Annotated in this window: 21 protein-coding genes; 11 read left to right on the top strand and 10 right to left on the bottom strand. The window is 73.8% G+C overall.

Annotation, left to right across the window (positions count from 1 at the left end; genetic code table 11):
- Nucleotides 1-46 precede the first annotated feature (46 nt).
- Complete coding sequence (locus AC069X_RS05480) at nucleotides 47-460, top strand: nuclear transport factor 2 family protein (protein WP_478725379.1); 414 nt, start codon at nucleotides 47-49, stop codon at nucleotides 458-460.
- A gap of 18 nt (nucleotides 461-478) precedes the next feature.
- On the opposite strand, the gene rox is transcribed toward AC069X_RS05480, so the two are convergent.
- Nucleotides 479-1,939: a rifampin monooxygenase gene (rox, locus tag AC069X_RS05475; RefSeq protein ID WP_478725377.1), complete on the bottom strand. Its 1,461-nt coding sequence runs from the start codon at nucleotides 1,937-1,939 to the stop codon at nucleotides 479-481.
- A gap of 373 nt (nucleotides 1,940-2,312) precedes the next feature.
- Here rox and AC069X_RS05470 point away from each other — a divergent pair, with 373 nt between their 5' ends.
- Complete coding sequence (locus AC069X_RS05470; RefSeq protein WP_478725375.1) at nucleotides 2,313-2,666, top strand: hypothetical protein; 354 nt, start codon at nucleotides 2,313-2,315, stop codon at nucleotides 2,664-2,666.
- Nucleotides 2,667-2,730: 64 nt separating this feature from the next.
- On the opposite strand, the gene AC069X_RS05465 is transcribed toward AC069X_RS05470, so the two are convergent.
- Nucleotides 2,731-3,402: a MerR family transcriptional regulator gene (locus AC069X_RS05465; RefSeq protein WP_478725373.1), complete on the bottom strand. Its 672-nt coding sequence runs from the start codon at nucleotides 3,400-3,402 to the stop codon at nucleotides 2,731-2,733.
- A gap of 141 nt (nucleotides 3,403-3,543) precedes the next feature.
- Between AC069X_RS05465 and AC069X_RS05460 the strand changes: the two genes are divergently transcribed.
- From AC069X_RS05460 to AC069X_RS05450, 3 genes are all read left to right on the top strand, one after another.
- Nucleotides 3,544-4,890: a YhgE/Pip family protein gene (locus tag AC069X_RS05460; protein WP_478725371.1), complete on the top strand. Its 1,347-nt coding sequence runs from the start codon at nucleotides 3,544-3,546 to the stop codon at nucleotides 4,888-4,890.
- Nucleotides 4,891-5,089: 199 nt separating this feature from the next.
- Nucleotides 5,090-5,971 carry a DUF4389 domain-containing protein gene (locus AC069X_RS05455; RefSeq protein WP_478725369.1) on the top strand — a complete coding sequence of 294 codons (882 nt, stop codon included), beginning with the start codon at nucleotides 5,090-5,092 and terminating at the stop codon, nucleotides 5,969-5,971.
- Between the two features lie 341 nt (nucleotides 5,972-6,312).
- On the top strand, nucleotides 6,313-6,675 hold the full coding sequence (locus AC069X_RS05450; RefSeq protein ID WP_478725762.1) for a subtilase-type protease inhibitor: 363 nt from the start codon (nucleotides 6,313-6,315) through the stop codon (nucleotides 6,673-6,675).
- Nucleotides 6,676-6,693: 18 nt separating this feature from the next.
- On the opposite strand, the gene AC069X_RS05445 is transcribed toward AC069X_RS05450, so the two are convergent.
- Nucleotides 6,694-7,188, bottom strand: coding sequence for an acetolactate decarboxylase (locus tag AC069X_RS05445; protein WP_478725367.1), 495 nt, complete (start codon nucleotides 7,186-7,188; stop codon nucleotides 6,694-6,696).
- A 235-nt stretch (nucleotides 7,189-7,423) separates the two neighbouring features.
- Between AC069X_RS05445 and AC069X_RS05440 the strand changes: the two genes are divergently transcribed.
- Nucleotides 7,424-7,606 (top strand): hypothetical protein, encoded by a 183-nt coding sequence (locus tag AC069X_RS05440; protein ID WP_478725365.1) that lies wholly within the window; start codon nucleotides 7,424-7,426, stop codon nucleotides 7,604-7,606.
- A 16-nt stretch (nucleotides 7,607-7,622) separates the two neighbouring features.
- Here the strand turns inward: AC069X_RS05440 and puuE are convergent, their stop codons facing one another.
- From puuE to AC069X_RS05425, 3 genes are all read right to left on the bottom strand, one after another.
- On the bottom strand, nucleotides 7,623-8,531 hold the full coding sequence (puuE, locus tag AC069X_RS05435) for an allantoinase PuuE (protein WP_478725363.1): 909 nt from the start codon (nucleotides 8,529-8,531) through the stop codon (nucleotides 7,623-7,625).
- A gap of 108 nt (nucleotides 8,532-8,639) precedes the next feature.
- Nucleotides 8,640-9,149 (bottom strand): RidA family protein, encoded by a 510-nt coding sequence (locus tag AC069X_RS05430; RefSeq protein ID WP_478725361.1) that lies wholly within the window; start codon nucleotides 9,147-9,149, stop codon nucleotides 8,640-8,642.
- Between the two features lie 341 nt (nucleotides 9,150-9,490).
- Nucleotides 9,491-10,063, bottom strand: a complete 573-nt coding sequence (locus tag AC069X_RS05425) for a TetR/AcrR family transcriptional regulator (RefSeq protein WP_478725359.1) — start codon at nucleotides 10,061-10,063, stop codon at nucleotides 9,491-9,493.
- 153 nt (nucleotides 10,064-10,216) lie between these two features.
- On the opposite strand from AC069X_RS05425, the gene AC069X_RS05420 reads away from it, so the two are divergent.
- Nucleotides 10,217-11,008 (top strand): SDR family NAD(P)-dependent oxidoreductase, encoded by a 792-nt coding sequence (locus tag AC069X_RS05420; RefSeq protein WP_478725357.1) that lies wholly within the window; start codon nucleotides 10,217-10,219, stop codon nucleotides 11,006-11,008.
- A gap of 193 nt (nucleotides 11,009-11,201) precedes the next feature.
- The gene (locus AC069X_RS05415) at nucleotides 11,202-13,667 is read left to right on the top strand and encodes a CehA/McbA family metallohydrolase (protein WP_478725355.1); all 2,466 of its coding nucleotides are present in this window, start codon (nucleotides 11,202-11,204) and stop codon (nucleotides 13,665-13,667) included.
- A gap of 57 nt (nucleotides 13,668-13,724) precedes the next feature.
- Here AC069X_RS05415 and AC069X_RS05410 read toward each other — a convergent pair whose 3' ends face one another.
- The gene (locus AC069X_RS05410) at nucleotides 13,725-14,141 is read right to left on the bottom strand and encodes a C40 family peptidase (protein WP_478725760.1); all 417 of its coding nucleotides are present in this window, start codon (nucleotides 14,139-14,141) and stop codon (nucleotides 13,725-13,727) included.
- 365 nt (nucleotides 14,142-14,506) lie between these two features.
- Here AC069X_RS05410 and AC069X_RS05405 point away from each other — a divergent pair, with 365 nt between their 5' ends.
- Nucleotides 14,507-14,764, top strand: coding sequence for a hypothetical protein (locus AC069X_RS05405; RefSeq protein ID WP_478725353.1), 258 nt, complete (start codon nucleotides 14,507-14,509; stop codon nucleotides 14,762-14,764).
- Nucleotides 14,765-14,843: 79 nt separating this feature from the next.
- On the opposite strand, the gene AC069X_RS05400 is transcribed toward AC069X_RS05405, so the two are convergent.
- Nucleotides 14,844-15,473 (bottom strand): ABATE domain-containing protein, encoded by a 630-nt coding sequence (locus AC069X_RS05400; RefSeq protein ID WP_478725351.1) that lies wholly within the window; start codon nucleotides 15,471-15,473, stop codon nucleotides 14,844-14,846.
- 122 nt (nucleotides 15,474-15,595) lie between these two features.
- Here AC069X_RS05400 and AC069X_RS05395 point away from each other — a divergent pair, with 122 nt between their 5' ends.
- The gene (locus tag AC069X_RS05395) at nucleotides 15,596-16,339 is read left to right on the top strand and encodes a phosphodiesterase (RefSeq protein ID WP_478725758.1); all 744 of its coding nucleotides are present in this window, start codon (nucleotides 15,596-15,598) and stop codon (nucleotides 16,337-16,339) included.
- 90 nt (nucleotides 16,340-16,429) lie between these two features.
- Here AC069X_RS05395 and AC069X_RS05390 read toward each other — a convergent pair whose 3' ends face one another.
- On the bottom strand, nucleotides 16,430-17,605 hold the full coding sequence (locus AC069X_RS05390; RefSeq protein WP_478725349.1) for a glycoside hydrolase family 26 protein: 1,176 nt from the start codon (nucleotides 17,603-17,605) through the stop codon (nucleotides 16,430-16,432).
- A 241-nt stretch (nucleotides 17,606-17,846) separates the two neighbouring features.
- On the opposite strand from AC069X_RS05390, the gene AC069X_RS05385 reads away from it, so the two are divergent.
- Entirely contained in the window at nucleotides 17,847-21,383 is a 3,537-nt protein-coding gene (locus tag AC069X_RS05385; RefSeq protein ID WP_478725348.1) for a hypothetical protein, read from the top strand.
- A gap of 41 nt (nucleotides 21,384-21,424) precedes the next feature.
- Here AC069X_RS05385 and AC069X_RS05380 read toward each other — a convergent pair whose 3' ends face one another.
- The gene (locus AC069X_RS05380) at nucleotides 21,425-22,465 is read right to left on the bottom strand and encodes a vWA domain-containing protein (RefSeq protein ID WP_478725346.1); all 1,041 of its coding nucleotides are present in this window, start codon (nucleotides 22,463-22,465) and stop codon (nucleotides 21,425-21,427) included.
- Nucleotides 22,466-22,504: the final 39 nt, after the last annotated feature.

Genomic DNA, 22,504 nt, shown 5'->3' with positions numbered 1-22,504 from the left:
TGATGATGTGGCTCCCGAGCCCGAGCCCGATCCCGAGGAGGCCGTCGTGTCCCGGACGCCGCAGCAGATCTTCGAGGGCTACGTCCTCGCCGGCACGGTGCGCCGCGACGCCGACGCCCTCGCCGAGACCTTCACGGAGGACGGGGTCTTCGAGGCTCCGCTCATGCCGGACGGGGCCGCCTTCCCCCGGAGGCTGGTGGGCCGCGAGGAGATCCGCAGGGCGATGGCGGAGTACTACGCGCGGCCGGACGGGGCCGGCCGCGCGCCGGACTTCGAGAAGTCCGGGTACGTACTGCACACCACCGCCGATCCGGACGTCTTCATCGCCGAGATCGACACGGTCTTCGACGGCGGCCCGGCCGGGGACGACCTGGTCGTCTCACTGGTGCAGATCTTCCGCGTCCGGGACGGGAGGATCGCCCGCCTGCGCGACTACTTCGCGCCCGGGCTGCTGGACTGAGGCCCCCTCCAACGGGGTTCAGCCGGCCGCAGCGGCCCCGAACCACCTCGGCAGCACGCCCAGCAGCTCCCCCTGGTCCTCGCCGGCCCAGGCGACGTGGCCGTCCGGGCGCAGCAGGACCGCGGGCACGTCCAGTTCCCCGCTGACGTCGACGACGTGGTCGACCCGGCCGGCCCAGCCCGCCGCCGAGAGCCGGCCGGTCTGGTCCAGCAGCAGTCCGCGCCCCGCGTGCGTCAGCTCGTAGAGGCGGCTCCGGCCCAGCCGTACGTCGCGCAGCCGCCTGCCGACCAGTTCGCGGCCCCCGCCCCCGCCGCCGTCGGCGCCGCCCCCGCCGCCGAAGTCGTAGCGGACCCCGATCGCGGTGATCTTCTCGATCAGGTGCCGGTTCACCTCTTCGAACTCCGCCAGTTCCGCCAGGAGGCGGCGCACCGACCGCGGGCCGGGTTCGGTGGACATCAGCAGCATCTGCGCCCGGGTGTTGTCCAGGACGTCGGCCGCGACGGGGTGCCGTTCGGCGTGGTAGCTGTCCAGCAGGCCGTCCGGCGCCCAGCCCGCGACCTCGGCGGCGAGCTTCCAGCCGAGGTTGAACGCGTCCTGGAGGCCCAGGTTGAGCCCCTGCCCGCCGGTCGGCGGGTGGATGTGCGCCGCGTCGCCGGCCAGCAGCACCCGGCCGGACCGGTACCGCTCGGCCAGCCGCGTCGCGTCGCCGAAGCGGGAGATCCAGCGCGGCGAGTGCACCCCGAAGTCGGTGCCGGCGTACGCCTTCAGCTGCCGCCGGAGCTCGTCGAGCGTCGGCGCGACCGCACGGTCCTCGGCGAGGCCCTCGGCCGGCACGACGAAGCGGTACACCCCGTCCCCCTCGGGGATGGCTCCGAACCGGCTCTGGGTCTTGCGGACTTCGGCCACCGCGGCGGCCAGCTCCTCCGGGGAGGCGGTGAGCTCCACGTCGGCCAGCAGCGTCTCGACCCTGCTGGGCTCCCCGGGGAAGCCGACGCCGAGCAGCTTGCGCACGGTGCTGCGGCCGCCGTCGCAGCCGACGAGGAAGCGCGAGCGCAGCCGGGTGCCGTCGGCCAGTTCGACATCCACCCCGTCCTCGTCCTGCGTCAGCCCCACGAGTTCGCGGCCGCGCAGGATCTCGACGCCGAGTGCGGTGGCGCTGTCGGTCAGCAGGCGCTCGGTGACCGCCTGGGGGATGGCGAGCACGTACGCGTGCGTGGTGTCCAGCCCCTCCGGCCAGGACGTGCCGACCCCGGCGAAGAAGCCGCCGACCCTGAACTGCTCGCCGTGTGCGAGGAACGGCTCCACCAGGCCGCGCTGGTCCAGCAGCTCGATGCTGCGCGCGTGGAGGCCGCGCGCACGGGACGGCCGGGCCCGCTCCGTCTCCTTCTCCAGCACGAGCACGCGTACGCCGTGCAGCCGGAGTTCACGGGCCAGCATCAGCCCGGTCGGTCCGCAGCCCGCAATGATCACGTCAGTCATGAAGAACACCCGTTCAACGAGATATGTGCAGGTCCTGGGTTCGGCCGCCCATTCTGCGGCAGGGCCGGGGCCTTGCCGCAAGGCCCCCCGTGCGCTATATGTTGAGAGTGGCGAGGAGTGGTTCGACTCCTCGCCTTTGTCGTGCGTGCCCGGCGACGCGACGCCGCGCCGGTGTCCCGGCCCCGTGCGCGCAGTGGCGTTTCGCCAGGTGAACGCATTCGCCCACTCGGGTGAGTTCCCGCCCCGGGCCCTGTCCCGGTACGGCCGCGTGTCGTTACAAACGGATCGTGATCAAGGCCGAGCCCCTCGCGGGCGCGGCTGTCACCGCCGCCTGCCGGCGTTCCTCGAGTAGCGATAGAGAGACGGCCTTTTCATGAACAACCGCCTGCGGTACCTCGCCGTGGCCCTGGCGACCGGCGCCACCCTGGCGCTCACCGCCGCGACTTCCGCCGACGCCCGTCCCAGCGGCGTCGACAGCCAGTGCGGGAAGTACATCTGTGTGATGACCGCGCACCACAACCGCTTCGTGCAGGACATCACCGTCCAGACCAAGGACGGCCTGCCGGGCACGCTGCGCTCCTACTGGGGGAACTTCCACGGCCCCAAGGTGCACGCCGCCTCCCACCGGTGGGCGGTGGGATACGAGCAGGCGGGCGCGAAGCTGGTGTGCGGCGGTCTGGAGCGCGACGGCCGGACCATCGAGGACGGCATCTGCGTCACCATCTGACCCCCGTCCCGCCCCGCCCGGCGCCGCCGGACCGCCCCGCGGGACCTCCGGCGGCGCCGGGCGGTCAGCAGGGGGACGGGGAGCCGCCGTGGCCTTCGGCCATGCGGCGGCGGACCTGGTCCTCCTGGGCGAGGCGGCGCAGCAGCTCGAACACCGGGGCGCAGATCGCGAAGACGATCACCGCCCGCTCCGCCAGGGCCACCGGCTCGTCGAGGCAGGAGGCCCGTTCCAGGTCCAGCCGGGCCACCGACTCGGCCAGCCGCGCGTAGGCGGCGAGCTCGCCCGGGGCGTACTGGGCGTCGAGGCGGCGGAGCTCCCTGAGCGCCGCCGTCAGTCCCTGGACGTGCGGTGACGTGCCGGGCGCCCGCCAGTCCAGGGCCGCGAGCAGTTCGGCAACCTCCGCCGAGGCGGCGTCCGCGGCCTCGTCCCGCGCGTCGCCGTCCTCGGGGCCCTGTGAGGCCACCGGCACGGGGAGGGCGTAGCTGATCGCACCGAGGGCGCCCTCGGTGGTGTGGGCCTGGTCGACGGCCCCGAGCACCTCGCGGGTGGCGGCGATGGACAGGCCGCCGAGCGTGGTCAGGGCCTTGATCAGCCGCAGCCGCTCCGCGTGCTCCTCCCCGTACTCGGCCAGGGTGGCGGCAGTGGCCCGCCCGGCGGGCAGGAGGCCCTGCCGCCGGAAGTACTTGATGCTGGCGACCGGCACGCCGGTGCGCCGGCTGAGCTCCGAGATCTTCATGCGGCTTCCCTGCTGGTCATGCGGTCGGTCCGGTCCGGTATCCGTCATCGGCGATTGGACACCATCACAAGATACTGCCAGTATCCAGTGACTGGATACCAGAAGTATCCAACCAGGAATCGCAGCCGCACCGGAGAATCGATGCCTCACCCCACGCCACCCTCCGTGCTCCGCCGACCCCAGCTGTGGATCGGCACCGGACTCATCGCCGCAGTGGTCTCGATGCTGTTCGCCCTGCTCTACGTGGGCGGCAACGTCAACCCCAGAGGGAACCTGCGCGACCTGCCCGTGGCCCTGGTCAACGCCGACGCCGGCGCGGACGCGGGCGGCCGCCACGTCAAGCTCGGCGAGCAGGTCGTCGCGGGCATCGAGAAGGCCGCCGAGGGTGACAAGAGCATCGACTGGCAGCTCGTCAGCCGTGAGGAGGCCGACAAGCGGCTGGGCAGCGGCAAGGTCTTCGGCGCGCTCGTCATCCCGCGGGACTTCTCCGCCACGGTCACCGGGCTAGTCGCCCCCCAGCCCGCGGCCCAGGGCAAGGCCGCGCCGCCGACGCTGACGGTGCTGACCAACCAGGCCGCCGGCAGCATAGGCTCGTCCATGTCCTCGCAGGCCGCCCAGAAGGCCGCCCACGCCGCCTCGGCCCAGATCGGCCAGGACCTCCTCAAGCAGGCCTCGGCCCAGAAGACCCCGCTGCCGACGGCCGCCCAGCTCAAGCTGGCCGACCCGGTCACGGTCGACGTCGCCGACGGCCACCCCGTGGGCTCGCGCAGCGCCATGGGCCTGAGCGCCTTCTACTACGCCCTGGTGCTGGTCGTCTGCGGCATGCTCGGCGCCAACCTGGTCAACTCCCAGGTCGACACGGCCCTCGGCTACCTGCACACCGACTACGGCCCGGTCCGCAAGCGCGAGCCCGTCCAGCACACCAGCCGCGTCCGCACCCTCGCCATCGGCATGGCGCTGATGCTCGGCATGTCGCTCGTGATGGGCACCCTGGTCGAGGTCGCCACGGTCACCATCCTCGACATGGACGCCTCCCACCTCGGCCTGCTGTGGCTGTACTCGGTCGCCACCATCGCCGTCGTCGGCATCGGCAGTCTCGCCCTGTTCGCCGCCTTCGGGACCCCCGGCATGCTGCTGGCCACCATCGTCTTCATCGCGATGGCCGTCCCGTCCTCCGGTGCCACCGTGCCCGTCCACGCGCTCCCCGGCTTCTTCCGCGCCCTCGCCGAGTTCGAGCCGCTGCGCCAGATCACGGAGGGGCTGCGCTCCCTGCTCTACTACGGCGCCCAGGCCGACGCGGGCCTGACCCGGGCGTGGTCCGCGATGGGGATCGCCCTCGTCGCCGCGCTGGTCTTCGGCTTCGCCGTCACCCGCCTCTACGACCGCCGCGGACTCCACCGGATCCCGCACCCGGACACCGGTGCGGAGGCCCCGGCCGAGGCAGAGGAGCGGCCCGCCGCCACCGAGGCGGCCGCCGCCAAGGCCTGAGGCCGGCCCGGTCCGCTCCGGCCCGGTCCGCGTGGGGCCCTTCAGGGCAACGGGCCGCCGGTCGCAGCCGGGATCCTTGGAAAGGCGGGTTCCGCGCGGTACCCCTGGGAGGGCGTACGCGCGGAACCCGCCTTTCCGTTTCTGCCCGGACGGTCCGGCGGGCGGGGGCCGCGCGCCCCACCGACGGCAGGAGCGCCCCATGACCACAGGCTGGACCCCCCGCCCGCCGGACGCGGGCCACCCGCAGGGCGAGCACCTGCCGGAGCTCGACGTCCCGCCGCCCGGCCGGCAGCGGCGCTGGACGGTCCTGCTGAGGCTGCTCCTGCTGCTGCCCCAGCTGATCGTCACGGCCCTCCTCGGCATCGCCGCCTTCTTCGTGACGATCGCGGGCTGGTTCGCCGCGCTGGTCCTGGGCCGCCTGCCCGACGGCATCGCCCGCTTCCTCGGCGGCTTCCTCGGCTACGAGACCCGGGTCGCCGCCTCCCTGATGCTGCTGGTGGACCGGTACCCGCCGTTCTCCTTCGAGGCGCCCGGCCATCCCGTCCGCATCGAACTGCGCCCCGGTGGACTGAACCGGCTCGCCGTTCTGTTCCGCCTCGTCCTGATGCTCCCCGCGATGATCGTGACGGGCCTCCTGCAGTACGGCTGGGGCGCCGTCTGCTGGGTCTTCTGGCTGATCACCCTCGTCCTGGGGCGGATGCCCGCACCCCTCTTCGGTGCCGTCGCGGCGGCGGCGCGGTTCCGGATGCGCTACCAGGCGTACGCGATGATGCTGACCTCCGCCTACCCCAAGCGCCTGTTCGGCGACGCACCGGCCGCCGCTGCCGCTGCCGCTGCCGCTGCCGCTGCCGGTGCCGCCGCCACCGCTCCCGTTCCCGGCGCCGGTTCCGGCACTCGCCCGCTGGTCCTCGGCACGCCCGCGAAGGCGCTGGTCGTGCTGCTCCTCGTCCTGGGGGTCCTCGTCTCGCTCGCGTCCCCGACGGTCCGGATCCAGGACGACGACCACTACGACGACCGGTACGGCGCTCCCGCGCGGACCCGGGTCGAGGGGGCGGGGAGCGCAGCGATCCGGACAAGCTGAGTGGCCTCCAGGTGAACGCGGGCCGCTCCGGGGCAGGTCAGCGACGCGCGTCGGGCGGCGTCCGCCCTTGATCACCCCCTGTTCCCGGCCGGACACGGTGCGGTGCAGGCCGTGTGAGCTGCTCGAACACCCACGCGTCATCCGATATCCGAACGGCCTGTCCGTAAATCGGCCGTCGATATGCAGTGCACCTTCACATCCGACAGACTCGGCCGCACCGGAGCACGACAACGAAAGTGATTGTCGCGCTCAACCTTCGTATCGAAAGTGAGTCTGTCGTGCGCTACCGCTTCGCTGCCGTCTCCGCCGCCGCCCTCCTGACCCTGGCGGGCGCCACCGGCATGGCGGAGGCCAAGCCCACAAGCCTGTACGCCCCGTCCGCGATGGTCTTCTCCGTCGCACAGGGCGACGCCGCCGACGCCGGCACGGTCCTCCGCGCCGCCACCCTCAGCTGCATGCCGTCCGCGCAGGGCACCCACCCCGACCCCAAGGCCGCCTGTACCGCCCTGAACTCCACCGGCGGCACCTTCGACCGCCTCCTGGCCGCGCCCGACGTGAACCGCGCCTGTCCGATGCACTACGCGCCCGTGACCGTCACCGCGGAAGGCGTCTGGCAGGGCAGCCGCGTCAGCTGGAAGCACACCTTCTCCAACACCTGCGCCATGAACGCGACCCTCAACGGCAACGCCGTCTTCGCGTTCTGACGCACCGCCCCGTCCGCGTCACCGCCCCGGGCGCCCCTGGAGGACCGCCGCGATCTCACCCGCGACGTCCCCGTGCCCGAGGCGGGCGCGGGAGAAGTCCCGCGTGCGCGGCATGCGCAGCAGCAGTTCGTACCCCACGTCGACGCGCACCCGGCCCGAACGCGGCACGAAGTCGTACGCGTGCCCGCCGCGCGTGCGGCACCGAGACAGGAAGTGCAGGTGGTACCCGGCGGCGGCCACCCCCAGCATGCGGGTGGGACTGCGGAAGCCGGCGATGGTGCCGCGGAGGGCCGTGTGGGTGGTGACGGCCTGTCCCGCCACCGCGTCGATGAGCCGGGAGAAGGGGCGGTGCTGCTCGGGCAGCATCCGGGTGACCATCCGGTGCCGGCGGAGCTCGGCGATGGTGGTCGTGCCCTCGTAGACGCCCTCCGGCATGGCCGTCATGGTCGAGGCCTGGAAGATCCGGCCCCTCGGCCGGTCCGCCCCGGGCGGGTCCGCGTACGGTGCGCTCATGTCCCCCCTCGATTCCCGCGAACACGACGGTCCGGCGCGGCGGTTCGGCCCTTCCCTCCCGCCGCCGGACCGGCGCCCAGCACGCTAGGGAACGGCCGCGGCCGGCCCCCGCGGGACCGGGGCAGGGACCGGGACCGCGTGAGCGAACCTCTGAGCTTGCTCAACACCGGATTGGAGGGGTTCCCGCGCAGGGCATCGTGCTCGCACCAGCGCACAGCGGAGCAGGGAGAGCACGATGGAAGTCGTTCTGACCATGGCGGTGGTCATCCTCGTGGTGGCCGTCCAGATCGTGTTCGCGCGGAAGCGGCCGCGCCGCCGCAAGACCTCGTGGGGCGACGGCGGGGGCGACTCCTGCGGCGGCTCCTCGTGCGGAGGCGGCTCGTCCTGCGGGGGCGGCGGCGGGGGCGGCGGCGACTGACCGCGCGGAGCGGGCGTCAGCGGCCGGCCGGGTGCGTGGCCAGCCAGTGGCGGGCGATCTGCTCCCGGGTCGCGACCCATGCCCCGCCGCGCCGCGCGACGTGCCGGAGGAAGCCGTCGAGCGCACGGATCCGGCCGGGCCGGCCGATGATGCGGGGGTGCAGACCGACGCTCATCATGCGCGGCCGGTCGGCGCCCTCGGCGCGCAGTGCCTCGAAGGTGTCGACGAGGTAGGCGAGCATGTCCTCGGCCGTCGTGAAGCCGTGGACGATCAGGAACTTGAAGTCGTTCGAATCGAGGGCGTACGGCAGCACCAGGTGCGGCCGGCCGGCCGACTCGACGTAGAAGGGCAGGTCGTCGGAGTAGTCGTCCGAGTCGTAGAGGAAGCCGCCCTCCTCGACGACCAGGCGCCGCGTAGCGGGACTGGTCCGGCCGGTGTACCAGCCCATGGGGCGGCGGCCGGCGAGCCGCTCGATCGTGGCGACCGTCCGCGCGATGTCCGCGCGCTCGGTTTCCTCGGGCACGTGGCGGTGGTCGATCCAGCGCCAGCCGTGGCCCGCCACCTCCCACCTGGCGGCACCCATCGCCCGCGCCGCGTCCGGGTTGCGTTCGAGCGCCTGCCCGACGGCGTGGACCGTGACCGGTACGCCGTGTTCCACGAGCGTGCGGTGCACGCGCCAGAAGCCGGCGCGCGCACCGTAGGCGAACATCGACTCGACGTTCAGGTCCCGCCCGCCCACCACCGGCGGGGCACCGACGATCTCGTGGAGGTACCCCTCGGAGGCGGGATCGCCGTCGAGGACGCTCCGCTCCCCGCCCTCCTCGTAGTTGAGGACGAGGCTCACGGCGACGCGAGCGCCGTCCGGCCAGGCGGCGTGCGGCGGCTCGGCGCCGTACCCGACGAGATCGCGCTGATGCTCGGACACGGCCAGCACCCTACCGCCGGTCCACCGGGTGGGGCGGGAAGCGGCGGTAGGGCGTGGTGGTGGCGCCGGTGGAGCCGGCCGCGCGGCCGAGCCGCGCGGCCCGCCCGGTCAGGAGCGCGGCTTGACGAGCGCGATGGCCTCGATCTCCACCAGCTGCTCGGCGAACGCCAGGTCGGAGACGCCGACGATGGTGTCGGTCGTGCGGTGGTTGCCGACGTACTCCTTGTGCAGCCGGGCGGCGGCGTCGAAGTTCTGGCGCAGGTCCTTGGTGTAGATCTTCATGCTGACGATCTGGCTGCGCGGGATCTTGTAGTGCGCCAGCACCTTGTCCAGGTTGCCGAACGAGGTCCGCACCTGCTTCTCGAAGTCGCCGGCGCCCACCAGGTTCCCGGCCGCGTCGTGCGAGAGCTGGCCGGAGATGTAGACGGTGTCACCGGCCTTGATGGCCTGCGAGTAGCCGTAGGTCGACTCCCACGGCACGCCGAACCCGAAGTGGTCCCAGCCGCGTCGCGCCTGGTCCTGCGCGCTGGCTCCCTGCGGTCCCGCGACGGTGATCATCGCGGCCGCGACCGCGGCCACCACAGCGGTGGTACCGAACCTGCGAGCTGACTTCGTCATTCCCATAGTCCCTTCGTCCCGTGTGGTGCCTGCGGGAACGACGTTGGCAGGGCCCGAGCGAGAACCCCTAGAACGGGAGTCGACCGGAGTCGACCGGACGCCGCGATGCGGGACGGGGACCGGGCGCGGCCCATCCGGGCGCGGCGCGGAACGTGTACGCGCGGCGGCCCGTGGCGGAAGCGTGCGTACGCGGATCCGGACCTCAGCGGCGGATGAGGCTCGCATCCACAGCCCGTCTCATGGATCGGCCTGGCAGATGCTCGGCGGTTCGGGCGGGGTGCGGAAGCGCCGGCCCAGGCCCGCGGCCCCCCCCTGTCGGTCAGGACGACGGACCCGGACCGCTACGGGGTCCGCGCCGGCGCGAGCTGGGTGAGGACCAGCAGGGTGTCGACGAGGTCCCCGGCCGGGGCGCCGGTGGCCAGGCGGCGCAGCTGCTGCCCGAAGACCAGGGCCACGGCCGCGCCCGCGAGCCGTTCGGGGTCGGGCACGCCGAGATGGGTCAGGACCCGGGTGGCCAGCAGGTCGTAGGCGGCGAAGCACTCGGCGGCGGAAGCGCGCAGCCGTTCGTCCCGCCCGGCCTGGACGTACAGCTCGAACGGGGCGATGTGCCGGCTGTCGAAGGCGTTGCCGCCGGCGACGCGCGCGACCACCTCGGCCGCCTGCGCCATGTCGAAGCGCTCGTCGGTGCAGGCGTCCGCGAGCTCCGTGAAGTGCCGGGTCTCCTCGGCCACGAAGTGCAGCAGGCTCTCGCGCAGCAGCTCGTGCTGGGTGGTGAAGTGGTAGGTGACGGAACCGAGGGAGACCCGGGCCTCCTTGGCGATCCGCCGGTTGGTGACGGCGGCGATCCCGTCCTGCCCGATGATCCGCAGTACGGCGTCGATGATGCTCTGGCGGGTGTCGGAGGCAGGCGGCATGTCGACATTCTGCCCCATCGGAGGAGGAGGGCCTCCGCCCGTGCGGGGCGGGGGAGTTGGCGGATTCCTGGTGTGGACAAGGCGAGGGCCGGTCCCTACTGTTCGTTCGAACGAACAGTAGAGGGAACGCCGTAACGTCGCACGGGAGTCGTCGTGGAGATACCGGGATCGAACGTCCTGCTGACCGGGGCCACCGGAGGCATCGGCTCCGCCCTGGCGGCGCGGCTCACCGCGGAGGGAGCCCGCCTCACGGTCACCGGCCGCAGGAAGGAGGCCCTCAGGGGCATCGCCGACGCCTGGGGCGCCCGTGCCGAGGTCGCCGACCTGGCCGTCCGGCGCGACGTCGTCCGGCTCGCGGAAGCCCGCGCCGAGACGGACGTACTCGTCGCCAACGCGGCCCTGCCCGCCAGCGGCGACCTCCTGGACTACACCGAGGAACAGCTCGACCGGGCCCTCGACGTCAACCTCCGCGCCCCCGTCCTGCTGTCCCGGCTGCTCGCGGAGCACATGGTGGCCCGCGGCCGCGGCCACATCGTCCTGGTCGGCTCCATCTCCGGCAAGGCGGCGACCAGGTCGACCTCCCTGTACAACGCGACCAAGTTCGGGCTGCGCGGGTTCGCCCTCGCGCTGCGCCAGGAACTCCGGGGCACGGGTGTCGGCGTGTCCCTCGTCCAGCCCGGCTTCGTCCGCGACGCGGGCATGTTCGCCGCGACGGGCGCCACCCCGCCCGGCGGCATCCGCACCGTGACGCCCGGACACGTCGCCGACGGCGTCGTAAGGGCGGTCCGCCGCGACCTCTGCGAGGTCAACGTGGCACCCCTCGAACTACGGCTGCTCAGCGCCGTCGCCGGGCAGTTCCCCGGCTTCGCCGAGCGGATCCAGGCGCGGGCCGGCCTCGACGGCTCCGTGCGACAGATCGTCGCGGCCCAGCGCTCGCGCCGCTGAACCGTCTCTTCCGGATCTTGCCGGACGACGCGGGTCGGGCCGGATCCGGAAGAGACGGCCCAGGGTCTGTCGTCGAAGTGGCGCCCGCCAGATGGAACTTCGACGACAGGACCCCGGGGCGTTCCCGGCCCCCGCTCGTGTTCCTCGCACCCGAACGCCTTCCCGCCACCCCATGTGAACGGAGAGCCCGACCGTGCCGAGCCGACACCATCCGGACCCCGTCCCCGGCCCGCCCGCCGGGGCGGGCGTCGACCGCAGGTCCCTGCTGCGATCAGGGGCCCTCCTCGCCGCCGGCGGAACCGCCGCGCTGCTCCCCGCACCCGTCACCCACGCCGCGACCGGCGGCCGGGGGAGCGGCCTGGTGACGACCACCTACCGGGGCCGCGCCCCGTACGGCCACGACCAGTGGGCGTACGTCCCCTTCGAAGTCCCCTCCGGGGTACGGCGCATCACCGTGACGACCACCCACGACGCCGCCGCCGGCATCCTCGACCTCGGCATCTTCGGCCCGTCCGGATTCCGGGGCTGGTCGGGCGGCGAACGAGCAGGGTTCACCCTCTCCGCGGCCGACGCCACCCCCGGCTACCTGCCCGGCCCCGTCGACCCGGGCGGCTGGTCCGTCATCCTGGGGCCGATGGTCAGCAGTACCGGCGGCATGGCCTGGCAGGTCGAGGTCACCCTCCACGAGGGAGGGCAGCTCCCGGGCACCCCCTACGACCTCCTCCCGTCCGCCGTACCGGGCCGCGGCCCCGGCTGGTACCGGGGAGACCTGCACCTGCACAGCGTGCACTCCGACGGCAAACGCACGGTGGACGAGATCGTCGCGGCCGCCCGGCAGGAGGGGCTGCACTTCATCGCCACCTCCGACCACAACACCAGCTCCACCGGGGTGACCTGGTACGGCAACGTCCCCACCGACCTCCTCGTCATCAACGCCGAGGAGGTCACCACCCGCCACGGACACTGGCTGGCGGTCGGATTGCCCCAGGGTGAATGGGTGGACTGGCGCTACGGCCCCGCCGACCAGGGGGCGTTCGACCGCCACGCCCGGCGCGTGCGCAGCCTGGGCGGACTCGCCATCGCCGCCCACCCCCTCACCCCGGCGGCCGGGTCCCTCTGGGAGTTCGGGCTCGACCGCGTCGATGCGCTGGAGGTGTGGAACGGCCCCTGGACCCTGGACGACACCGCCAACATCGCCGCCTGGCACGCGATGCTCTGCCTCGGCAAGCGGGTCGCCGCCGTCGGCAACAGCGACGCCCACGGCCACTCCGACGCCGTCGGCCGCCCCCACAACGTGGTCCGCGCCACCGCCCTGTCGGCCCCCGCCGTGCTGGACGCGCTGCGCAGGGGCCGGTCGTACGCCGTCGAATCCGCCACCGTGACCCTGGACTTCACCGCGCGCGCCCGAGGAGCGGTCGCGGGTCCGGGGGAGGAACTGCCGCTGTCGCTCTTCGACGTCGTCGACGTGACCCTGGACGTGACCGGCGCTCCGGACAGCATCGCCACGCTGTACACGGAGTGGGGCATCATGGCCGCCACCCGCATCGGCGGCAGCGGCAGCGGGCGGCTGAGCTGGCGCGGCTGGGGCAAGGCGTCCCTCTTCGCCCGGGCCGAGGTGCGCAGGCCCGAGCCCGCCTCGACCACCCTGGACCAACTGGTGGCCCTCACCAACCCGGTGTGGTTCCACTCCGCCCAACTGCCCCCGTACGACGTCGAACAGCGCGCGCTCTTCCACACCGAGCGCCGCCCGGACGGGTCGTGGAGCAGCATGCGGCCGTTGCCGGGCGCCGCCGGGGCCGCTTCCTTCACCGGAGTCCAGAGCGCGTCGGCCGGACTGCCTGACGGCTCCGCGGTGGTGCTGGGCATCGGGCTCGACAACGCCCTGTGGCTGAGCGTGGTACGCGGCGCGGACACGCTGCGGCCCTGGGAGCGCGTGCCGGGGCCGGACGGATCCACCGGCTTCGCCGTCCGGGAGGCGGACCTCGCCGGGTTCCCCGACGGAACCTGCCGGATCGTGGCGACCGCCATGGACGGCGCCACCTACCACCAGCAGCGCCGCGCCGACGGCGGCCTGGCCGGGTTCCGCAGCGTGGGCGGCTTCACGGCGACGAGCCGCTGGGGCGCGACGAAGGTGTCGGTCGCCTCCCTGCCGGACGGCTCCGCGCACCTGGTGAGCTACGGCACGGACGGCGCCCTGTACCACCGCGTCCGCGGGCGGGACGGGACGTGGACGCCCTGGGAGCGCGTGGCCGGGTACGGCGGGGCCGCCGCGTTCCGCGGGCCCGCCCTCGCCATCACCGGCATGCCCGACGGTTCCGCCCAGGTCCTCGCGATCGGGCTCGACGGGATGGTCTACCACCAGGTGCGCCGGCCCGACGGCTCCTGGACGGGCTTCCGGCCCCCGCGAGGCGTCACCACCGCCACCATGGGTGCCGGCGCCATCGGCATCGCGGGCATGCCCGACGGCTCCGCCCAGGTCGTGGCGGTCGGGCAGGACGGCCGGGTCTGGCACTGCGTCAGGAGGCCGGACGGCTCCTGGACCCCGTTCGCCCGGGTCCCGGGGCCGAACGGCAGGGATCCCTTCCCCGCCGGGCAGGTGCGCATCAGCGCCCTGCGTGACGGCTCTGCGCACGTGACGGCCATCAGTGCCGGCCGGTGACCGGGCCGGACGGAATGTGTTCGGGCGGACGGGAGCGCGGGCTCCGGGGCGGATCGCTCAATTGGCCCGGCCGTAGCGGGCGGTGCCGGTCCAGATGCGTTCGAGTCTGACGCGGGTGCCGGGCTTGGGGGCGTGCCAGATCTTGTTGTGGCCCGCGTAGATGCCGACGTGGCCCATGGTCCCACCGGTGGGGAAGAAAACCAGATCGCCGGGTGCGCGCTGCTTGCGCGAAATGTGGAGTGTGTTTTTGTACTGGGCCTCCGCGGTGCGGGGGAGGGCCCGGCCGGCCTTGCGGAAGGCGTAGAGCGTGAGGCCTGAACAGTCGAATTGGTCGGGCCCGGTGGCGCCGTACACGTAGGGGGCGCCCTTTTTGGAGGCCGCGACGGCGACGGCCTTTATGCCGTAGAGGGAAGCGGCCTGAGCGGGGCCGGCGGGTGTGAACAGAGCGGCGGTCACGGAGACGGAGAGGAGCAGGGCTGCCGAGCGATGGCTCTCCCGGAGTTTTTTTGTTTTCGGCAATCGTGATACCTCCGCATTCAGATACAGGAACAAACCGTGATGGTGACTGTTCTCGGTGACTGAGTAACGGCGCCCGACGACCGCCCATTTTGCACGAAATGCAAGCGACCGGCGTGTGGGACACGGCACGAATTATTTCGGTTGGGCAAAGCGAACCGAGATGATATGCCAAGAGTTTGTCCGACCATTCCCCTGTCCGCCGCACCCGGAGGCGTGGCCCGGTGGTCCGTACGGGCTACTCCGCCGGGTGCGGGCGGACCGGGGCTCCGATACTGGCCGCCCGAAGGCCCCGACGGGGCCGGCGACGAAGGAGCGGCGAAATGACCCCACCCCCGGACTCGGAGTCCCCCTGCCAGATGATGCGGCGCCTCGCGAAGGAGCTGGAGAAGAGCATCAAGAAGAGCGAGGCCCACGCGAAGGAGGTCGAGGACCGGATCGCCGAGCTGGAAGCGCAGGCGGATCCGGACGAGAGCAAGATCGCCGCCCTCAGGCAGACGCTGGAACTGATCCGGAAGAAGATCGAGGAAGAGCGCGTGTCCCTCGCGGACCTGGAGTCCGTGATCAGCGAGAACTGCTAGTGCGCCGCCCGTCAGCCGCCGTCAGCCGCCGTCAGCCGCCGTCAGCCGCCGTCAGCCGCTGTCCGACGGCCGCCGCCCGTCAGTCGCCGTCCGGCGCGGTTCCGGTGCGGCGGCGCCGGGCGTGGCGGGCGACGCGGGCGCGGTTGCCGCAGGAGGGCTTGCACCAGGCCTGGCGTCCGTGATCCTGCACGAAGTACCGGACGCAGCGCGGGGCTTGGCAGGAGCGCAGCCGCGCCCGCTGCGGACCGGCCAGGAACGCCACGGCGGCCCGCGCCAGGGCCGCGAGCAGCTCGTCGCGCGTCGCCGCCGGCCCGCCCGCGCCGCCGGCTACGGCGGGTCCGTACGCGCCGGGCGCCGGGACCAGGGCGGCCGTCGGCCCGGCGTCCGGACCCCAGTGCAGCAGCGGTACGACCGGTTGCAGCGCCGCGGCCGCGTTCAGCAGGGCGAGCGCCTCCTCGACGGGCATCAGCCGCTGCGCGTCCGCGCGGCTGGGCGGGGCCGGGCTGACCGCGCGCGCGAACAGGGCCCGTACCGCGCCCCGCAGTTCGCAGACCGCCAGCCGCAGCGGCTCGTCCGCAGCCGGAGCGCCGAGGTCCTGCTCCGTCAGCCAGAGCGCGAGCCCCTCGACGGTCGCCAGGTCGTCGGCGACCCCGCCCTCGCCGTCGTGGCGGATCGTGCCCGCCAGGTCCAGTGCCGGCCAACGGTCCACGGAACCCGCCCTCCTCGATGCCGTTCCGAGCCGTGGATCTTCCTTGCCCACCGCGCCCCCACACTCTAAGGTCAGCAGGGCTAACGGTAAATCCAAGGTAACCATTAGGGGGAGATGTGGACCTGCTGCTCGCTCAGATCAGCGACCTGCACCTGGACGGCACCGAGCGCTCCACGGAGCGCGCCGTCCGCGTGGTCGAGCACCTCAGGGGCCTGGAGCGGCCGGTGGACGCGCTGCTCGTGACGGGGGACATCGCCGATCACGGCGCGGAGTCCGAGTACGAGGAGGCCGCGCGGCTCTTCGCGGAGCTGCCTTTTCCCGTGCTCGGCTGTCCCGGCAACCACGACGCCCGGCCCGCCTATCGCAAGGCGCTGCTCGGCGAAGCCCCGGACGAGGGGCCCGTGAACCGCGTCCACCGGATCGGCGGCGCCGCGGTGCTGATGATGGACACCACGGTGCCCGGTGAGGACCACGGGGTGCTGGACGAGGAGACGGCCGCCTGGGCGGACCGCACCCTGGCGGGGCTTCCCGCCGGAACCCGGGCGCTGCTGGCCTTCCACCAGCCGCCCGTCGCCCTGCACCACCCGCTTCCCGACGCCTGCCGGCTGGAGAACCCGGACCGGCTCGCCGCCCTGATCGAGGCCCACCCGCGGGTCGCGGCGGTGATCACGGGCCACGCCCACACCGCGGCGGCCTCCGTCTTCGCCGGGCTGCCGCTGGTGGTGGGACCCGCCGTCACCTGGACCCTGCGCCTGCCGTGGGAGCGCGGCGAGGGCGCCGCCGACCGGGCCCAGCCGCCGGGCCTCGCCTACCACGTACTGGCCCCGGACGGGCGCCTGACCACGCACTTCCGTACCGTCGCGTGACCACGGCGGGGGCCCAGCCGTACGCCGTGGCGGGCTTCCCGCCGCTGACAGTCGCACCGGGCGCCCGCTCCGCCCAGCCGGTACGCCGGGCTACTCCCCGGCGGGCGCCTGGACGCGTGACGGGGGCTGGCCGTGGCGAGGAGCACCCCAGGAGCCGCCGAGCCCGCCGGGACCGCCGAACCCGCCGAGCCCGCTGGGACCGCCGAGCCCGCCGGGACCGTCCGGGCCGGCCCGGTGGTCGCGCGGGCCGTCCGCCGGCGGGCCGCCGTGGCCGGCCGACAGGAACTGCCGGAACACCCGCGCGGAACGCGGGTTCTGCCCGCACTGCCACACGCCGTGCGGGCAGTAGTCCGTGATGCTGTGGTAGAGCGGCTTGTGATCGGCGATCCACGCCAGCATCCGCCGCATGTAGTCGGGGTTGTCACCATTGCGGAACAGTCCCCACTCCGGGTACGAGATCCGCTTGCCGTGCGCCCTCGCGAAGTCGACGTGCTGCTGGAGCCCGTACGGCTGGGTGATCTGCTCCTCGAAGCTCTCCCCCGGAGGCTGGTCGTAGGAGTCCATGCCGACGATGTCGACCACGTCGTCCCCGGGGTAGCACTTCGTCCAGCCGATCGCGTCCCTGCCGCGGTTGGGGGCGAAGTCGAAGCGGAACCGCTGTCCCTCCACCGACCGCATGGCGGCCACGATGCGCCGCCAGTACTCCTTCCAGGCCTCCGGATCGGGCTTGCACCGGTGGGTGTAGTTGAAGCCGTTCATCTCCCAGCCGAGCACGATCACGGTGTCCGGCACCCTGAGGGAGACCAGGCGCTCGGCCAGCCGATGGAAGTGGTGGTCGTACTCGCCGTGCGCGCCGGCCCGCAGCAGCTCCGCGACCCGGTCGTCGGGGACGCCGGCCTCGTTCTGGTCCAGCATCGGAACGTTGAGGACGAACAGCCGGTCGGGCCGCTCCTTGCGCCACCGCGCCCAGGTGCTGAGGGAATCGGGTGCGCCCTCGATGTTCTCCCAGGTGTCGCCGGGCAGGTAGGTGTGCCCGGCGCGCAGGTCGGTTCCGCCGAGCCAGTGCGAGAGCCCCCGCATCCGGTCGACGCCCGGCGAGCCGTAGTGGAGGTAGGCGCCCACGGCGACCCCCCTGCCGGAGCCCTTTCCGGCGCCGCCTCCCGAGGCCTCGTACGGGGCCGGGGCAGGGGCGCCCGCGGTGCCGAGCAGCAAGACGGCGGCCGTACCGACGCAGGCGCCGGCCATCCATCGGCCTCTACGGGACATGGCGTCTCCAGAGGGTCAGCGAACGATGTGCCTTGCCAGCGACGTTAGGCATCCCGCCCGGCCGACGGCCTCTCCGGTGTCCCGATCCTGGCCCATTCGCGGTAGAGGTCCGCCTCCGCTTGGACCGACCAGGTGACGGGGTGACGGGGTGATGGTGTGACCGGGTCGCGGAGTCACGGCGGGCGCGGGTGTTCCGATAATCATTCGAGTGGGGCCGTGATCGTCGGGCACAATGCCCGCGATGATCCGCACCGCCGACGAGCTGCTCACCGCGCTCGAACCCCTGCCGCACGCCGCCCGCCTCCGGTACACCGCCGTCACCGCCCACGGGCTCGCCGCCCGGGGCGCACTGCGGCCCCTGCTCGCCGAACTCGACGCGTGCGGCCCGTACGAGCGCCGCCTCGCGGCGCTGGCCGCCCTCGCCGCCGGGGAGACCGGGCACCTGGCGGACCGGCTCGCCGACCCCGACCCGGTGGTCCGCCGGTACGCCCTGCGCGGCGCCCGGCGGCTGCCCGTCCCGGACTCCGCCCTCGAAGCCGCCTACGAGGACGCACCCGCCGTGGTCCGCGCCGACCTGGCACGCCTGCTGCGCGACGGCCGCCGGCCGGAGCTCGCCGAGCGGCTCGTGCCCCGGGTGCGCACCGCGTACGGGGACCAGGACGCGGCGCGCCTGCTGCCGGGCTGCTCGCCGGAGTTCACCGCGCGGCTGCTGCCCGAACTCGCGGGGGCGCTCGCGTACGAGGACTGGAGCACGCTGGCGCTCCGCCATCCCCTCGCCGTGCTCGACCACGCGGAACGGGAAGTCGGCGACCTGCCCGACTGGCTGCGCGAAACCTGGTGGAAGCGGCACGCCACGGCGTTGGCCGCGGCCCTTCCCGCCGGGCCCGGCCGGGTACTGGACCTGCTGGAGCGGCAGGGACCGGTCACCCTTCCCGGTCCGCTGCACGAGCGCCTCGGCGACCTGGTCGCGGTGGACGCCGAACGCGTGGTGCGCTGGCTCGCCGACCGCCCTTCGTACCTGCGGTGGGAGCGGACACCCGGCCCGGCGGGCATGCGGCAGCTCGTCGCGGCGGCCCCGCCGTCCCTGCCCGCGCTGGCCGCCCGCTGGCTGCACCGGGACGCCTTCCAGCTCCTGATGCGGTCCATGCCGCCGGCACGCCGGGCCGGCTTCCTGGACGCCGTCGTCGCCGCGGGCAAGGCCGGCCGCAGCGCTTCCCGGTGGACCGGACGCGCACTCGCCCTGCTGCCGGCCGCCGAGCGGCACGCCCGTGCCCGTGCCGCCCTCGGGGAACTGCGCGCCGGGCAAGCCGGGTTCTGGGAGCTGCGGGGCCCGATGACGCTGCTGCCGCCGGCCGAGGCACGCGCCGAGCTCCTGCCCTTCCTCGCCACCGGTGACGCGGAGGTGCGCGGGTCGGTCTGGGACGCACTCGCGGTCAACGCCGGCCACACCCGTGACCCGCGGGAGGTCGCGGAGGCGCTCGCGCGGGCCGCGGGCCGGGTGGGCAACGAGCGGGACCCCGTACGCGCGGAAGCCCTGGCCGCCTTCGCCGGCCTGCCGGCACCGCTCCTCGCGGCGGCCCTCGGGACCGCCGCCGTACTGCCCGGCACCGCCGGGACCGTCGTGCCGGCCGGGACCGTCGTGCCGGCCGGGGGCGTCGTGCAGGCCGGGGGCGACGGGGCCCGTAGCGGGGCCGCCTCCCTGGAACGGCTGTGCCTGGATTCCCTGCGGGCCCGGGACTGCTCGTCCCGCACCCGGGACACGATCCGTACCCTGGCCGTGAACCTGCTCGGCGCGCCCACCCCCGATCGGGAGGCGGGGGCCGCCGCCCTCGGGACCGCCGTCCGCCTCGTCGAGGCACTGACCGCGCACGCCGGCACGGTGGAACTCGGCCGTCTGGGCGGCGTGCTCCGCGGCGGCGGGGCGCCCGCGGTGCTCGAAGCCCTCGGCCCGTGGCTGGACCGGGCGGCCGCCCGGGGGGACGTCGCGCCCCTGCTCGCCCTGATCGCGGACTGCGGACCCCGCGCACACCGGATCCCGGAACTCCAGGACCGCCTCGGACAAGCCCTGCGCACCTGCCCCGACGCCGCCTTCGGCGAGGTCGCCGCCGCGTGGCTGGGCGACCCGGCGAGCCGTGGCGAGCGGGTGGCCGAACTGCTGGAGCGGGAGCCCTCCGCGGCCCTGCTGCCCCCGGTGCTCGCCGTGCTCGCCGCGCGGCGCACCGACCTGCTGGACCGAGCCCTTCCCGAGGTCCCGCCCCCGGGCGGCCGCTTCCCGGCCGCCGGCGCCCCCCGGCCCCTGCCGCCGTTCCGGTACGCCGACCGGTGGCTGCCCCGCCAGCAGCGGGCCGCCGTCCGGCTGGCCGCGGCCGTGGTCGCGGACCCCGCCCGGGGCCTCGACGAACGCGCCGCCCTGCTGCGCGAGGTGGCCCCGGTACCGGAGTACGGGCAGGCCCTGCTCCGGCGGTACACCGCCCCCGCGCCGGCGGCACCCGGCTCGGACCCCGCCGACGCGGACCCCGCCGGGGCGGCCCTGACGGCGGCCGCACTGGACGCCGTCGCGCACACGGACGACCCGGCCTCGGCCCTCGGCGTCCTGCTCGAGCACGCCGGCGACGACCGGGCCGTGGCCGCCTGGTCCGCCGCGGGCCGCGCCGCCGCCCACGCCCGGCCCAGCCGGGTCACGGCCCTGGTCCGTGACGTCCTGACCCGCGAGAGCGGGGTGAAGGTCACCGTCCGGAAGGCCGCCGCCCGGCTCGCCGTCCGCAACCTGCCCCCGGCCGAGGCCACCGCACTCCTGTCGGAGGTGGGCCGGGCCCCGGGCGTCCATCCGGACGTGCGCGCCACCGTGGTCGGCGCGGCCGCGGCCCTGTTGCCGGCCGAGGACATGTGGGCCCTGCTGGAGTCGGCGGTCGACGACGGCCCGGACGCCGCCCGGTTCGCCCTCCTGGAGGTGAGCCCGGCGGATCTGGCCTCGGCACACCGCCGCCGGTTCGGGGAGCTCATCGCCCGGCTCCCCTACGCCGCGGAGCACGACGCGGCGGAACATTCCCTGTCGCGCCTCCGGGACTGGGCGCGGTACACGCCCGCGGCCGGTACCGTGATGGCCGAGCTCTACACCGACCCCTCCTCGCCCCTGACCATGTGGCGGGTGAGCAGCGGCCTGGTGGCGCTGGCCCAGTCCGGACTGCCCCACCCGGTCGGCGGCGTGGAGCCGGGCAGCCTGCTGCACGGGGTCGTGGACCGGCTGCTGGAACTGATCGCGGCCGGCGAGCCGGAGGGAGGCGGGCGAGGCGGCGACCTGCCCGCCCGCCGCCGCCTCGCCGTCCTCCTGGAATCCTCGATCCGGGACCACCGGATGTGCGCGGCCCTCGCCGGCCGGCTGGCGGCCGAACCGGAGGTGACCGCGCTGCGCACCGCCCTCCTCGTACGGGCCGTCGACCTCGACGCGGCCGGGCCCGAACTGATGCACGCGCTCCACGAGCTGGTCCAGGCGGTCGAGGGCAGGCCCGTCCTCGCGGTCCGGGTGGCCGAAGACCTGGAGGGCGCCCTCCGGTACGGCGAGCACCTCGCCGCCCCTGCCACCGCTCTCGCGGCGGTGGCCGCCCTGGGCGATGACGGCGGTCTGGTGGAAGGCCTCCTCGCCGTGGCGCTGGCCACGGCCGTCGGATCCCGCCAGGGCTGGCCGGAGGCCTGCCGCGCCGCGGTCGTCGCCCTGCGCCGGCACCCGGACCGGGAGGTCCGGGAGGCGGCGTACGAGACGGACCTGGGCGAGAACTGAGCCGCCGGCAGGGCATCCGGGCTTCGTGGACCTTCCCGGCGTCAGACCATCAGCAGCAGCCGCGTCTGCGGCGCCAGCTTCCGGTTGACGCTGGTGCTCTGGACGAAGATCGTGAAGTCGTCGTTGTGGTCCGGCTTGAGCCGGACCTCCGCGTCGGGCAGGCCGAGCAGGACGCGGGCCTCCGGTCCGGTGTAGACGCGGTCCGTCTTCTTCTCCAGTACCGCTATCTGCTTCCGGGCCTGGACCTTTTCCGTCTTGCCGAGCTGGTAGAAAGCGCAGCCGGTGCGGTATTCGTACCCGCTCTCGACGACCCATTCCCGGATTCCCGCGTCACGGGTCACCGGGATGAGCCGGTACTTCGAAGAATCCGCCGCCGTCAGGCCGGCCGCCTCGATGGACTTCTTGTTGACGGCTTCCGCACCCGTCGAGAACACCGCGCGCGAACCCCGGATTCCCTTGGTGCGGCCCACCATGAATTTCTCGGTGGCCTCCTGGATGACCTGCCCGGCGTTTTCCAGCCCCTGGGTGCTCGTCGCGTCCCAGATGGCGATGTTGTCCTTCGGGAAGCCGGCCTGCACGGCCTCGCGCTTGCCCATCTGGTCGGGGACGAGGACGGCCAGGGTCCAGTTGTCCTCCTGGGTCTCGATCATCCTGCCCACCGCCTGCACCAGCTCACGCGGCTTGCGGCTGGGGGAGCCGGGGCAGTGGTGGCTCGCGTTCTCCTGTCCGTCCGTCAGCACGAACGTCAGGAAGCTGTGGTCGCCGTAGAGCTGGGCGGTCTGCGCCAGCTCGTGCTGTGACTTCAGCGTGGCCGCGAGCAGGGCCGTCATTCCGCCCACGCGGTACAGCTGCTTCAGGGACGGCATGCGCAGCACGTCCTTGTCGTAGATGACGCATTCGACCTTGTCCGCGAAGACGTACACGGTGACGCGCGTTTCCTGGTCCAGTTCCTGCGACCGGCGCGCCAGGTAGGAAATCTGCTGATCGGCGACTTCCACGACCTTGCTGCTCAGGTGCGACATCGACGAACTGGCATCCAGCACGAGCGCGACGTGATTGATGTAGTTCTGGTTTCCGGACATGGTCCGCCCCCTCTTTTTCCGAACTCGATGCACTGATCC

Source organism: Streptomyces sp. NPDC043896 (genome assembly GCF_056435605.1).
Note: the sequence above shows the minus strand (reverse complement) of the source record. Positions and strands in the feature narration are given on the sequence as shown.